The organism is Dorea sp. AGR2135 (assembly GCF_000420885.1).
GTDB classification, from domain to species: domain Bacteria; phylum Bacillota; class Clostridia; order Lachnospirales; family Lachnospiraceae; genus Dorea; species Dorea formicigenerans.
In genome coordinates, this window is the sequence record NZ_ATVU01000006.1 from 79,472 (window position 1) to 92,870 (window position 13,399).

Annotated in this window: 9 protein-coding genes and 2 pseudogenes; 8 read left to right on the forward strand and 3 right to left on the reverse strand. The window is 40.5% G+C overall.

All coding sequences use genetic code 11. The features are described from left to right. Positions 1-2: 2 nt before the first annotated feature. On the forward strand, positions 3-773 hold the full coding sequence (srtB, locus tag G593_RS0105835; RefSeq protein ID WP_029731079.1) for a class B sortase: 771 nt from the start codon (positions 3-5) through the stop codon (positions 771-773). 40 nt (positions 774-813) lie between these two features. Further along, the gene (locus G593_RS0105840; protein ID WP_029731080.1) at positions 814-2,523 is read left to right on the forward strand and encodes a CHAP domain-containing protein; all 1,710 of its coding nucleotides are present in this window, start codon (positions 814-816) and stop codon (positions 2,521-2,523) included. Between the two features lie 276 nt (positions 2,524-2,799). Here G593_RS0105840 and tet(W/N/W) read toward each other — a convergent pair whose 3' ends face one another. Beyond that, positions 2,800-4,719, reverse strand: coding sequence for a tetracycline resistance ribosomal protection protein Tet(W/N/W) (gene tet(W/N/W), locus G593_RS0105845; protein WP_029731081.1), 1,920 nt, complete (start codon positions 4,717-4,719; stop codon positions 2,800-2,802). A gap of 672 nt (positions 4,720-5,391) precedes the next feature. Here tet(W/N/W) and G593_RS21425 point away from each other — a divergent pair. Further along, a pseudogene (locus tag G593_RS21425) lies at positions 5,392-5,631 on the forward strand (winged helix-turn-helix transcriptional regulator); the annotation flags it as partial. Between the two features lie 41 nt (positions 5,632-5,672). Here G593_RS21425 and G593_RS0105850 read toward each other — a convergent pair. Both G593_RS0105850 and G593_RS0105855 read right to left on the reverse strand, forming a co-directional pair. Next, positions 5,673-6,206, reverse strand: a complete 534-nt coding sequence (locus tag G593_RS0105850; RefSeq protein ID WP_024532699.1) for an ImmA/IrrE family metallo-endopeptidase — start codon at positions 6,204-6,206, stop codon at positions 5,673-5,675. A 100-nt stretch (positions 6,207-6,306) separates the two neighbouring features. After that, positions 6,307-6,717: a helix-turn-helix domain-containing protein gene (locus tag G593_RS0105855; RefSeq protein ID WP_003525181.1), complete on the reverse strand. Its 411-nt coding sequence runs from the start codon at positions 6,715-6,717 to the stop codon at positions 6,307-6,309. Between the two features lie 148 nt (positions 6,718-6,865). Between G593_RS0105855 and G593_RS0105860 the strand changes: the two genes are divergently transcribed. The 5 genes and pseudogenes from G593_RS0105860 to G593_RS0105880 form a co-directional block, all read left to right on the forward strand. Next, entirely contained in the window at positions 6,866-7,456 is a 591-nt protein-coding gene (locus G593_RS0105860) for a DNA polymerase Y family protein (RefSeq protein WP_029731082.1), read from the forward strand. Continuing rightward, positions 7,435-8,727: a type IIL restriction-modification enzyme MmeI gene (locus tag G593_RS0105865; RefSeq protein WP_081646496.1), complete on the forward strand. Its 1,293-nt coding sequence runs from the start codon at positions 7,435-7,437 to the stop codon at positions 8,725-8,727. The genes G593_RS0105860 and G593_RS0105865 overlap by 22 nt, the downstream gene beginning before the upstream one ends. A 15-nt stretch (positions 8,728-8,742) precedes the next feature. Further along, entirely contained in the window at positions 8,743-9,519 is a 777-nt protein-coding gene (locus G593_RS0105870; protein WP_029731084.1) for a DUF6414 family protein, read from the forward strand. After that, the gene (locus G593_RS0105875) at positions 9,506-10,624 is read left to right on the forward strand and encodes an AAA family ATPase (protein ID WP_029731085.1); all 1,119 of its coding nucleotides are present in this window, start codon (positions 9,506-9,508) and stop codon (positions 10,622-10,624) included. The genes G593_RS0105870 and G593_RS0105875 overlap by 14 nt, the downstream gene beginning before the upstream one ends. Before the next feature lie 267 nt (positions 10,625-10,891). Beyond that, positions 10,892-13,075: pseudogene (locus G593_RS0105880) on the forward strand (AAA family ATPase); the annotation flags it as partial. Positions 13,076-13,399: the final 324 nt, after the last annotated feature.

The window sequence follows — 13,399 nt, forward strand, 5'->3', positions numbered from 1 at the left end:
CTATGAAAAACAAAATCTATATTGCCATAATCTGTGCTTTCAGCATTGTATTTGCCGTCAGTTCAGGTTTTCTCATCAAGCACTATTACGACTCTGCAAGGCAGGCGGAGATGTACGACAATCTGATTGAGGTTGTGGAGACCGAGCCTGAAGAAACCCAAGAGCCGATGAACTACTCCGAAGAAAAGACTTTTATCCCGGAGTATCAGGAGCTTTATCTGCAAAACAACGATATGGTCGGCTGGATTAAGGTTGAGGACACAAAAATCAATTATCCGGTTATGCAGTCAAAGGATAACCCGAACTTCTATCTGAAGCACGGCTTTGATAAGGCATACACCGACTACGGATGTCCTTATGTTCAGGAAAACTGCGATATGGAACTGCCAAGCGACAATATCATTATCTACGGTCATCATATGAACGACGGCTCTATGTTCGCCGGTCTTATGAAATTCAAGGACAAGAGTTTTTGGGAAAAGCACAAAACAGTATCCTTTGATACACTGACCGACAGACAGACCTATGAAGTAATTGCCGTATTCAAAACCGTGGTTTATACGGACAGTCCTGAAAGCTTCAAATACTATCAGTTCATCAATGCGGAAACCGACGATGATTTCACAGCCTATGTTGAGAGGTGCAAGGAACTGTCGCTTTACGATACGGGCGTAACCGCCGAATACGGCGACAAGCTCCTGACCCTTTCCACCTGTGAGTATTCCCGGACAAACGGCAGACTTGTTGTAGTGGCAAAACTCATTAACGAATAACGCAATAGGTGGTTCAGCCTGCATAGGAAGGAGGGATTGTATGGCTGATATTAAAACGAAAGACAATGCAAAAGGTACAATACGAACCATAGATAAGGCTGCCGTTGCAACCCAACGAATGAAGCAGGCGTATATCGCAACCAAAGAAAAGGCGGAGCGGTCGGTAAATGCCAACAGCAGTTCTGCCGAGGAATACGCTTCCGATAAGCTGGAAAGCGGTATTGACGAGGTAGTTCACGATGGTGCCTATGCGTTTGACAAGGCGGGACGAAAGGGACTTGAAACCACAAAAGAAAATATCCGCACCGCAAAGGACGGTATTCAGCGTTTCAAGCAACAGCGAGCCGAGCAGTCTTTACGAAAACAGGCTTCGCATAACACAAGCTCTGCGATTAAGACTGTCGATAAGGCGGAAAAGACCATAAAGCAGTCTGTCACTTCCTCCGGAAAGAAAACCATTAAGTTTGCCGGAAAAGAAGCAACCAAAACCGCACAGAAATCAGTTAAGACGGCTGAACAGACTGCAAAGACAGCGATAAAAACAAGTCAGCAAGCGGCGAAGGCGGCACAGAAAACAGCTCAGGCGACAGTTAAGGCTTCGCAGAAAGCGGCACAGGCGGCAAAAGCTACCGCCAAAGCAACAGCCTCTACGATTAAAGCCGCAGCCAAAGCCACCGTTGCCGCAGTAAAAGCAATCATAGCGGCGGTAAAAGGTCTTATTGCCGCTATCGCTGCCGGCGGCTGGGTTGCGGTGGTAGTAATTATTGTTCTATGCCTTGTAGCTCTGATTGCGGGTTCTGTGTTCGGTATCTTCTTTTCAGGAGAGGATTCCGGCACAGGAATGTCAATGCAGACAGTCGTTCAGGAAATCAATCAAGAATATGATGACCGATTGGAACAAGAAAAGAACTCTGTAAGCTATGATGTGCTTGAAATGAGCGGAAGCAGAGCTGTGTGGAAAGAAGTTCTTGCGGTCTATTCCGTTAAAGTAAATACCGACCCCGATAATCCGATGGAGGTTGCTACGGTTGATGAAACCAAGAAGCAGCTACTGTCGGATATTTTTTGGGAGATGAACGATATTTCTTCCAGAACGGAATCGAAAACCCACACCGAAATCGAAGAAAGCGACGACGGACACGGCAACATCGTACAGACCGAAACCACAGTAACAGAAACTTTCCTGTATATCACGGTATCGCACAAGACCGTTGATGAAATGGCGGCTATGTACGGCTTTAATCAGGAGCAGAAAGAGTATCTTGCCGAGCTGCTAAAGGACGAAAACAATAAACTATGGTCTCAGGTGCTTTACGGTATCGGATACAGCGACGACCAAATCGTAACGGTTGCTCTGTCTCAGGTAGGTAATGTAGGCGGTCAGCCTTACTGGTCTTGGTACGGATTTGACTCCCGTGTAGAGTGGTGTGCCTGCTTCGTTTCTTGGTGTGCCAACGAGTGCGGATATATCGACGCCGGTATTATTCCGAAGTTTGCCGGCTGTGTAAACGGCGTTCAATGGTTCAGAGACCGAGGACAATGGGCAGACGGTTCGTATGAACCTTCGCCCGGTACAATCATCTTCTTTGACTGGGAGGGCGACGGTGTGACAGACCACACCGGTATCGTTCAGAAATGCGAGAACGGTACAGTCTATACCGTTGAGGGCAACTCAGGCGACACTTGCAGAACCAAAACATACACGGTTGGTAGCTCAGTTATCTACGGATACGGTATTCCGGCATATTAAAAAAAGATGGCTGCTCGTTTGAGTAGCCATCAAGTACATTATTCAAAATCGTTGTTGGGCATCATATTTAACGGATTTTGCTTCATAAATTTGATACCTCATTTTTTTGATTATTTGATGTGTCCATATTATCCAGCCCTATACGATGGGCTGTTATCAAATTGTTATCGGTGGTGATAACGGGGGGTAGCAGGGTTGTTGTTTTCTCTGGTGGTTTACAACTACATTTTACCACGAAAGGCAGGGAAATGCAATAACCATCCTTGCTGTGGCGTATCAAGGAATCTTACTGAACATATGGCGCACCTTATCCAAACGGCTGTTTGGACGACGGGGCTGGATGACTGGCTTGCCGACAGCGGCCTGATACCCTTTCAGTTCTGTAAGGCATACGCTCTGCCCGTTGGTGTAAAAGGCCAGATCAGTACGGTATGCCTGTATACAGCGGGCGGGAATCTCGCCAGTAAAGACAACTTCATCCTTTTTTACCTGGACCGTTTCGATGGTGGCACAGTATTTCGGTGCATCATGATAAGCCCTGGAAAGATATTCCCGGGGCGCATAGAGGGTGAAGGAGAGATAAGGTTCCAGCAGTTGCGTCCCTGATTCCTTCAATGCCTGTTCCAATACAATCGGGGCCAATGAGCGGAAGTCCGCCGGCGTGCTGACCGGACTGTAATAAAGCCCGTATTCAAAGCAAATCTTACAGTCCGTTACGTTCCAGCCGAACAAGCCCTGCTCCAGCCCGTAACGGATACCATCCCTGACAGCGTTTTGAAAACTCTGGTTCAAGTATCCCAGCGAAACCCGGCTCTCGTATTGTACACCGGAGCCAAGCGGGAGTGGTGTAACAGACAGTCCGATGGATGCCCAAAACGGGTTGGGCGGCACCTCGATATGGATGGTGTGGCTGGCTGCTTTGAGCGGCCGCTCCATATAAATGACGGTGGGTTCCTTCACTGCTGTTTCAATCTTGTATTTTTCCGTCAGCAAAGCGGAAACAACCTCCAACTGCACCCGGCCCAAAAAAGAAAGAATGATCTCATGGGTGATGGAATCCACCTCGCAGCGCAAAAGCGGGTCAGTATCCGCAAGTTGCGTAAGAGCGTCCAGCAACCGGTCTCTTTGCTCTGCCGTTTTTGGCGTAATCGTCGTCCGCAGCATAGGGAAGGGAACATCACTCCACATTTCACGAGGAAGTTGGGTTTTGTCCCCCAATATATCGTTTAATCTCACGCTGTCGCTGGGAAGGATAACAATTTCACCCGGATAAGCGGTGTCTGTCCGAACAATTTCCCCTTTGGATGGAATACGCATCTCTGTGATTTTCAGCTTTTCTCTCCCGGCCAGGGCCACCGTATCCCGCAGACGCAGCGTTCCGCTGTATAGCCGTAGATAGACACGCCGCTGGCCGCAATCTGTATACTCCACCTTGAAAACGCTGCCGCATAGGGCGGCGCTCCCCTGTTCCCCAATCGGTTGGAACAGCCCTGTCACCGCATCCATCAACGGTTGAATGCCAAGGCCCTTTTTGGCGCTGCCATAATAGACCGGGAACAGGGAGGCGTCTTGAACCCGCCGCTGTTCCTCCCGCACAAGTTTTTCCCGGCTGATTGGTTCTCCTGCGATATACTTTTCCAATAATTTATCGTTATTTTCGATGACCGCATCCCATGCTTCTATGTCGGTATTTTCCTCCAGGACTATTTCCGGGGACAGCGACACCGTCTGCTTGATGATAATATCGGCGGAGAGCTTATCCCGAACAGACTGAACCACGCTCTGCAAATCAACGCCAGCCTGGTCGATCTTGTTGATAAAGATAACGGTGGGAATGTTCATTTTCCGCAGGGCATGGAACAGAATACGGGTCTGGGCCTGCACGCCATCTTTAGCGGAGATCACCAAGATGGCCCCATCTAAAACAGCCAAAGAGCGGTACACCTCCGCCAAAAAATCCATGTGGCCGGGCGTATCCACAATGTTGACTTTACATCTGTGCCACTGGAAGGAAGTGACTGCCGCTTGAATGGTAATCCCACGCTGCCGCTCCAAAAACATGGTGTCCGTCCTCGTTGTCCCTTTTTCGACGCTCCCCGGTTCTGAAATGGCTCCGCTGGCATATAGCAGGCTCTCCGTCAAGGTCGTCTTTCCAGCGTCTACATGGGCAAGAATTCCAATATTGATTATTTTCATGTGATTGTCCTCCCTTTACTGCCCCGAAGGGCATAAAAATCCCCAGCAGTAAAATACTTTTACCACTGGGGATGATAATTTGCGGACATACACATATACAGCATACACCTGTTTGTGAGTGCTGTTTTTGGGGATATGTCAAAATTGATAAGGCAAAAGTATTCTTAAATTGGGTACAAAAAACTAAGCCCCTACAAAAGGGACTATCATAATCCTTTGTTCCCACTATTTGATTATAGTTTTATTTAAGAATACCTTGCCGCATATTTTTTACTCCTTTTCTGGAATTGAATTATTATATCACAATTATATCACATCAGTTTTAGGAAAACAAGTATCTAAAAGAAATTTTTCTTCCCCTTATATGTAACAATCATACCGGCTTCCTAACGTTCAGAATGGTTTCTACTGTCTGCTGCGGTGTTTGGTTGGAATTGTCCAGCCAAAAGCCGATCCGTGGTGTTGTCTGCATTTTACTAAATACAAATTCAATGTATACAGAAAGAAATATATAAGGAGTGGGAGGGATTCCGCCGTAGTCGGCATTGTAGGAAAATCCAAAAGTTTAGATTTTCTCAAAATGCTTATCTTTTGGTCTTTGGTTCGGAATAGTGTAGTGCTGGCGGTCTATCTATTGTTTTCGGTTGCTTGCTTCTTTACCGTACATGAGCATTACTGCCGGGTACAAAGCGTTTCGGTGAATTAAAAAAATCAATCGGCAGCGTTTCTCAAAAGGTTTTGACTGCTCAGCTTCGTGATATGGAAGAAAACGGACTCGTTAATCGAAAAGTGTATGCTGAAGTTCCGCCGAGAGTAGAATACTCTCTGACAGAATTGGGACAAAGCTTGAAACCTATTCTCGACGCTATGTGGAGTTGGGGCGAAGATTATAAAGAAAAATGTAATAAATAACGAAAAGACCGTCAAATCTCAACATTCGAGACTTGACGGTCTTACATTTTGTGATTGTATTTAAGAAAATCGTTTTGGTGTTCCTGTTTGCGAAGTTGATAGCCCTGTGCAATCAGCGTATCCACTTTCAGAGCAATCAGGTTTATGTCAGAACACATTGCCCGTGCAATCTGCTGAATGTCATAGCCGTTTTCAATGTATTCCAAAATGGTGTCGTCCGGGAGCGAAGCCTGAGAAGCGAAGATATTTGCTTCATACTCCATACGGTTCTCTCTCATATCAAAGATGTTGAACTCTTTGAACCCGCCGACAGCAACCGCTTCTTGCCTGTGGAGAACATCGTGTCCGATTTCGTGCCATAGCACTATCTGCTCCACGACCGGGTGCATACCGTTTTTAAGAAAAACAAAGCGGTTCTTCAGAATAACTTTATATGCTCCACGCTGCTTGTCAAAATTTCGGTAGATTATATTGATACCAAGCTCTTTTGCGACCTTGTATGGGTCACGAGTACCGCAGCGGTCAATGAGCTTGTTTACGATTTTCACAATCTCAGCCGTAGTGTAATACCCCAATCCGGCTCACCTCCCATATTATAGTATATCGGATATTAACCCTATAATAAATTATAAACTATTATATGTCCCATATATTGGACTTAGTTCACTTCGAGGATTACTCGTCTTTGCGGTATTTCTTCGGGGTGTATTTTTTATTGTTTTTCTTTGCAATAAGATAGGCTTCCTGAATGGCGTCAACCATTTCACGCATATCCTCGTCAGCCATTTCGCCGCCGGCAAACAGACCGGTAACTTCTGCAAGCAACTCCTGAGCCTGTCTTGCTCCTCTGCGTCCGTACTTATCCTCTACATCGGCGATGAAAGCGTCGTCCTCAGACAGCAGATAATTCACATTTACATTTAAGGATTCTGCCAGCTTCTTATATCTTTCCATTCCTCTCGGACGGGATTTATCATTTTCATAAGAACCAATTATGCGTCGGGTTACGCCGATTTTAGCTGCCAACTCATCTTGACTCATACCAAGCTTTGTTCTTTCAGCCTTGACTTTTTCACCGAATGTCATTGTGATTTCACTCCTTAAAAGAATATTTACAGTTGAACTACCCATTTGCTCTTGACAAGTACAGTTGAAGTGTATATAATATGAATTGGGAAGTTGAACTACACATAGTGTACACCAAACTACCCAAAATGTCAAGGGGGTTCTAAAAATGTTACGAAGCATACTTCATTGTGATATGAATAACTTCTATGCCAGCGTCGAATGTATGCTCGACCCCGCATTGAAGAAATATCCGATTGCTGTCTGCGGCTCTGTGGAGGAACGACACGGTATCGTGCTTGCAAAGAACTACAAAGCAAAGGCTTTTGATGTGAAAACCGGGGACGCAGTATGGCAGGCTAAACAGAAGTGCAAGGACTTGGTTGTAGTGCCGCCCCATTATGAGGAGTATATCAAATACTCAAAGCTTGCGAGAAGCGTTTATGAGCGATATACCGACCAAGTTGAACCGTATGGTATGGACGAGTGTTGGCTGGATATTAGCGGGACAGAAAGCCTTTTCGGTTCGCCGGAAAAGGTGGCAAATGAAATTCGTGAAACGATGAAGTTTGAACTCGGCTTGACGATTTCTGTGGGTGTTTCCTTTAATAAGATATTTGCGAAGCTCGGCTCGGATATGAAGAAACCGGACGCAGTAACCGTTATACCAAAGGATACATTCAAAGAAAAGATTTGGGGACTTCCTGCCGCTGACCTGCTCGGTGTAGGACTTATATCATGGGTAACCCACCATTTGTAGGAACTAAAAATATGAACACTGAGCAGAAAAAGGATGCAAAATTAGTTTTATCAGATTGGAAAAACTATGGAACCTTGGACTACGTTTCTTGCTGGTATAAGAAAGCCGCAGATTTTATTAATAATACGTTGATACATTGTGCCTATGTTTCTACCAATTCAATATGTCAGGGTGAACAAGTTGCAAATTTATGGGAACCGCTTTTTAAAGCAGGTGTGAAAATTGATTTTGCACATAGAACTTTTCAGTGGGATAGCGAAGCTAGTTTAAAGGCACATGTACATTGTGTAATAGTCGGATTTAGCCAGGTGGGTGGAAATGTAAAGAAAATATTCTCTGATGGAAGAATGACATTAGCAAAAAATATAAATCCATATCTTGTTGATGCGGATAATGTTTTCATTGTAAGTAGAAAAACGCCAATTTCTGATGTACCTAAAATGTATATTGGCTGTGAGATGAAAGACGATGGAAACTATGTTATGACGGAAGATGAAAAAAATATATTTCTACAAAATGAGCCGCAGGCGGAAAAATATATACATCCTTATATGATGGGAAAAGATTTTATTGCGAGAAAATCGAGATATTGCCTTTGGCTGAAAGATATATTGCCATCGGAGTTAAAAAAATATCCTAAAATTATGGAACGTGTAAAGAACGTTCGTGAATTTCGATTAAGTTGTCCAAGTCCTGATACTAATCATTATGCTGACAAGCCGACATTTCCAGTTCGACTCCGATATTATAGCGAAGACAGAATAAATCCGGCGTTAGCATTACCGAAAGTATCTTCACAAAATCGAAGATATATTCCGATGGAAGTAATCGATGCTGATGTTATTGCTGGAAGTAAATTGTTTTTGATACCGGACATTTCTCTGTATCATTTTGGTGTATTGACATCGAATGTTCATATGGCGTGGATGCGAACAGTTTGTGGCAGATTAAAGAGCGATTATAGTTATGCAAGTAATGTGGTATATAATACATTTCCATGGCCAGAGCCGACCGCTCAGCAACGGCAAAAAATCGAACAGACTGCACAGGCAATCCTTGATGCCAGAGCATTATATCCGGATAGCAGCCTTGCAGATCTTTATGATGAACTGACCATGCCACCGGAACTGCGAAAAGCACATCGCCAGAATGATATGGCAGTCATGCAGGCATACGGATTCACAAAAGGCAGTGAAGCCTATAAAAGCGAAGCTGCCTGTGTTGCAGAACTGATGCAAAGGTATCAGAAATTGTGCGAGGAACAGAAATAGTAAGGAGCAGAAAAGTTGAAAAATAATAACATTGAGAAAACAGAGTTTCTAAAAATAGTATATTTTGATGAAGCTGCTGCACAGGATTATGTTGATGTTACCAATGGAGGACGGCTTGATTGGTCAACGCAGGAAAATAAAGAAAAAATAGCTAAAATAGTTGCTGAAATTGAAGCTCAGGCCAAAAGTGGCTTTAATATTTTGAATTATATTAAAGCAACATTTCAGGGAAAGGTTGATGCCAGTGCTTCCGCTGAGCTGACTAGCGCTTTTGACAAAACAATAAAAAATACGTTGCTTACAGATTATATACAGGCAGCATCGGAAGATGAACATGTAAAAAAATTCGAGAATAGTGGTGTTTATGCTCCGGAAAATTCTGTAACATTGTATAAAATGGTCAGTTCGTATTTGACTATTGTGCCTAAAGAAGAAATGCCAATAGATATGGAAAAATTAAATGAGGCAATATTAGGTGAACGAGGTTATTATGATATGTTGTTAAAGACAGAGAAAGAGCGGAAAAGCGTATTGAGATTTAACCTTAAAGCATTTAAAAATAATTATAACCTTGTCGATTTAAGTAAAATGAAATTGACATATTTTGGAATAAAGGTTGGAACCTGTGGAGAAAATCATTTATCAATTGATAAAGAGTTTGAGTTTCAACCAGTAGAAAAAAAGACTACAGCAGAAGAAATTGTTGAGGGAGAAAAGTCTGCTGATGAAAGAGAAAAAGAATTAGATGTTTATGATATAGTATTGGCAGGTGTGGTACGTGAAGAAGATTGAAATTTTTGTAGGATCTGATTCTGCTTTTGAAAAGATTGTTCCGAAAAGTGCAAGAAATCTTAGTGAAATGGCAGCGAAACTTGATGATGGTAATAAAAAAATGGATGTGTTTGTTAACATTCCAGGGCAGCCAGAACCAAAGTCTAAGAAAAAGAAGAAACCAAGAGTTCAAGATTTTATTATTCATGCAGACGAGTATTGTAGTGTTCAAGAACATGTTATTATAAACTTTATAAATTTTATTTTCCAAATGTCCATAACAAATATGTACATTCAAAATCCACCGAAAAATATTCGAGAGCAGATATATCGAACATTTGATAAAAGTATTATTCATGAAACGCAACAGCCATATTTGGAAGTTTCAAAGGAAATGATACAAACATTTAACAGCCAATATAGTGAAAGAGTAATTGGCCAGGAAAGAGCAAAAAAGAAATTGCTTCAGGCAATATATCCTTTGGTAGATGGTAAGCAGAGTAAGCCTGTTGTAATATTATTATATGGAGATTCAGGGCTTGGAAAGACGGAATCCGCACAGTATATGGCAGAATTGATGGGTGGAAAATTATTAAGAAAACAGTTCTCCATGTATCAGAATAATGAGTCAGCCAATTACATTTTTGGTGGAAGATATAACGAGAAAAGCTTTGCACAAGATCTTTTGGCTAGAGAAACAAATGTATTGCTGTTTGATGAGTTTGATAAAGCTTTATCTGTATTTCATAGTGCATTTTATCAATTATTTGATGAGGGGATTTATGAAGATCATAATTACAAAGTGGTAGTAAATAAGGCAATTATTGTGTGTACCTCAAATTACAAAACAATTGATGAGATAAAAGAACATCTGGGGTTGCCTATATATAACCGTTTTGACTCAATTATTAAATTTGCTGATTTGCCAGATATGGCAAAAGAAAAAATTGCGGAGAGGGAAATAGAAAGGTTAAAGAAAGATTATGATATCGAAGACAGAGAGTTGTTCGACAAAATAAAGAAAGGTGCAGTTACTCAATCAAATGCAAGAGAAATAAAACATTTGATTAAAGACACTTTTTCACTTGTAGCACTCAAAAAAATATGTGGTGAAACGGAAATATAATTCTCTTAGCGAAGCTAAGAGCGCACTTCTATACAGGTGATTGCATCTACCTGTATCGTGCGACCTGCGGTGCTGTTCCCGGATTTGAAAAATCCCAATCCATGGATATAGCAAAATCATAGATTTCGGACAAGGGGAAAGCCTTTTGCGGCGGCATGCATATTCTTAGTTTTATATTAATCAAATGAGTTAGAAACAGATGATATCGACAGAGAAGGTAGAATATGGTATTTGAATGAAAATGTAAAATTTAAAGGGGGATTTTAAATGTTAAGAGATATTGCAGGCATAAGATTATGTGGTGCTAATTTTGATGAAGTAACGAATATATTATTATTAGATCCGCATGAGGGAAATAAGGTTAAGCCAGTTAAAGGGACTTTGCTTTATGGGAGAAATGGTGCAGGAAAGAGTACATTGGCTAAAGCGGTACGAAAGGCAAAGGGTGAGAGTCAGGATACAATTAGTCAAGCTGAATTTTTAAGCATTAACAATTTGCCAATTGAATTAACAGAAGAAGAAAAGTCGCATGTTTTTGTATTTGATGAAGAATATATAGATAAGAATGTAAAATTCCATGAGTCAGGATTAGATACAATTATTATGCTAGGACACCAAGTTGAGATTGCAGAGCAGCTTCAGGAGGCTCAAAAAAATTTAGAGAAAGCTAAGGGGGAATTTGACATCCAAGAAAAAACAATAATAGAGAATGAAAAAATTGAATGTAAGAATTCGCCAAAGTATCATATAAAAAAGATGAGATTAGCATTACAAGGAGATGATTGCTGGGCTGGAAGAGATAAGTTAATAAAAAACAATCGTCAGAATACAGGGGTTCGAGATGATACATATAAGCAGTTTATTACCCTTACTACGACAAAAACCAGAGATCAATTAATTATAGAGTTCAATGAAATATTAAAAGTATTGCGTATAGCGCAGCAAGGGGATGCAGCAATATCAACAAAAGTACCTATATTTAATAAAAAATATGACGAGACAAATATCTTAAAACTTTTAAGAACAAAAATTGAGAGACCGGAATTGTCAGAAAGAGAATGTTATTTACTTGAACTAGCACAAACAGGGAGAAGTAGTCAGCTAAATGATATGATTGATATTTTTTCAAATACTAAAACGTATATATGCCCTACATGTCTGCAACCGATATCGGAGAAGTATAAACAGGATTTAGTGCAAAGCGTTCAGAAAGTACTAAGTAAAACGGTTGAAGAACACTTAGCAGAACTGCGTACAGTTATGGCAGAAGAAATAGAAATTGATTTTTCACCATTTTCAAAATTGGAAATGTCTACGAACTCATGTTTAGAAATATTAGCACAAATAAATATGGGGATTAGGAATAATAATTTGCTGATTCAAAGTAAGATTGATAATCCGTATTCTGTATGTAATGGGGAGATTATATCAGTTTCGAATTTATTGACACAACTGAATAAAGCACTTGAAAATTTAGAAAATGAGCGATTGGAATATAACAAGAAAATTACTGATACAAAACCGATAATAAAGCGTCTAACTGAAATCAATAATCTTATTGCATATCTAGATATTAGAGAATTATATATCCAATATCTAGCATGTAAAGCACAATTGAAAAAAGAACATGAGAAGTTAGAGGAAAGACGAGCTACATGCACTAATTTGACAAAGCTTGTGGATGAATTAGAAGCGAAACAAAAAAATGTTAGGGTGGCTCTTTCGATTATTAATAGGAATTTAAGTTATATTTTTTTCTCAAACGATAGATTCAAAATTGATTATCGTAACAATAATTATGTATTGCTTTCTAATGGGAAACCTGTACAGCCCTCTAAAATATCGCAGGGAGAAAGAAACATAATAGGACTGTGTTATTTTTTTGCAAGCATTTTAGAAAATCAGGAAGAAACAACTGCTTATACAAAAGAATATTTGCTGTTAATTGATGATCCTGTGTCAAGCTTTGATATGGAGAATAAGACTGGGATAATGTCTTTCCTAAGATATCAACTAGGAAAATTTTTGCTTGGAAATGAATATACAAAATCAATTATTATGACACATGACTTGCTTACATATTATGATTCTGAAAAAATGTTTGGAGAGTTGATTGAAGCAAGTAAAGTGAAATACGGTGGAGATAAGCCTGTTTATAAACGATATGAATTGAAAAATAAAATATTAATTCCATTTCCGCATAATGGGCGTCAAGAATATACAGAATTAATGAAAATTGTGTATAGATTTGCTTTGGGGGATGCTGATGAATATGAATTGGTAATAGGCAATATTATGAGACAAGTATTGGAAGCATTTTCTACATTTCAATACAAAAAAGGTATTGAGGAGGTTTCTACAGATCGAAGTATATTAGCAATACTACCAGAAAAAGAATATCAAAGTTACTTTGAAAATTTAATGTATAGATTGATATTGAATAATGGAAGCCATAGACTTGATCAAACCAGATCAATGTCAGATATGAATTTTTTTACAGTAATATCTGATTCGGAAAAGAAAAGGACAGCAAAAGAAATACTCTGTTTTATTTATCTCTTGAATGAGAAACACGTGTTAGCACATTTGGATGGATGTTCTAATGTGCAATCCAAACAGTATTCGATTAAAAGAATGATGGGTGGCAGAGTCATTGAAGAAAATATAGATTTTTATAGATACCTTATCTGCCGTCTGCCACCTGCCAGCGTATTAATGATAAAAAAGATTGCGAACTGCTTGCAATTTGCAATCAAACGAAATATAATGAAGAAA

What these genes read in the sequence shown, in the direction of transcription:
- srtB (WP_029731079.1), top strand. Translation starts at nt 3, where the DNA reads ATGAAAAACAAAATCTATATTGCCATAATCTGTGCTTTCAGCATTGTA.
- G593_RS0105840 (WP_029731080.1), top strand. Translation starts at nt 814, where the DNA reads ATGGCTGATATTAAAACGAAAGACAATGCAAAAGGTACAATACGAACC.
- G593_RS0105855 (WP_003525181.1), bottom strand. Translation starts at nt 6,717, where the DNA reads ATGACATTCGGTGAAAAAGTCAAGGCTGAAAGAACAAAGCTTGGTATG.
- G593_RS0105860 (WP_029731082.1), top strand. Translation starts at nt 6,866, where the DNA reads ATGTTACGAAGCATACTTCATTGTGATATGAATAACTTCTATGCCAGC.
- G593_RS0105865 (WP_081646496.1), top strand. Translation starts at nt 7,435, where the DNA reads ATGGGTAACCCACCATTTGTAGGAACTAAAAATATGAACACTGAGCAG.